At 66.0% G+C, this 967-nt stretch carries 1 protein-coding gene; it reads right to left on the bottom strand.

Annotation, left to right across the window (positions count from 1 at the left end):
- Positions 1 to 942, bottom strand: a 942-nt coding sequence (locus A8G08_RS24750; protein WP_342669681.1) for an amino acid adenylation domain-containing protein, incomplete at its 3' end; no start/stop codon positions are given.
- Positions 943 to 967: the final 25 nt, after the last annotated feature.

The raw sequence follows: 967 nt of genomic DNA on the forward strand, positions 1-967 counted from the left end.
TGCCAGCACGACCGTGTCAATCGTGGTGCCCGGTGCGGGCTGCACGTAGGACACGAGAACCGTGGCGCCCGAATCCAGTTGACGGCCAAGCGTCACCGCAAACTGTACCGACTCGTGCGAGGCAAGCACCGCATCGATCTCACCGAGTTCGACGCGGAAACCACGGATCTTCACCTGGAAATCGGTGCGCCCCACGAACTCCAGCTCACCATCGCGACGCCACCGCACCAGATCACCCGTGCGGTACATCGGCTCACCACCCGCGGCATACGGATTGGCCACAAACCGGCCCGCGGTCAAACCCGCCCTCGCGTGATAACCGCGCGCGAGCGCATCACCCGACAGGTACAGCTCACCCGCCGCACCCACCGGCACCGGACGCAACCGGGCATCGAGGACCAATGCCGACATCCCCGCCACCGGCGACCCGATCGTCACCGGACGATCCGCCCCGAGTTCGGCGTAGGAGGAGATGATCGTCGTCTCGGTCGGGCCGTAACCGTTCAGGAAACGGCGCCCCGGCGCCCACCGCGCCACCAAATCCGGCGTGAACACATCGGCGCCGGTCTGCACCATCACGAGCTCCGGCAACAACGACGGATCCATCGTGTCCAGCACCGCCGGAGTCATGATCGTGTGCGTCACCCGCTCCGCAGCAAGGAACTCGGTCAACTCCAGGCCGCCGATAACACCTGCCGGCACGATCACCAGCGACGCACCGTTGGAGAACGTCGCGGTCCACTCCAGCACCGACGGATCGAAACTCGGCGAGCACACATGCAGGAACCGCGATTCCGCGGTTACGCCGTACAAACCGGCGCCGTACTGCGTCACTCCCGCCAGACCGGCGTGGGTCACAGCAACACCCTTCGGGCGTCCCGTCGAACCCGACGTGTAGATCATGTACGCCGTGTTATCCGGACGAATCGGCGACACCGGCACAGGGCGAGTCGGCTCGTACCCGGCC

The sequence above is a fragment of the Aldersonia kunmingensis genome, assembly GCF_001646865.1.
Lineage (GTDB): Bacteria > Actinomycetota > Actinomycetes > Mycobacteriales > Mycobacteriaceae > Aldersonia > Aldersonia kunmingensis.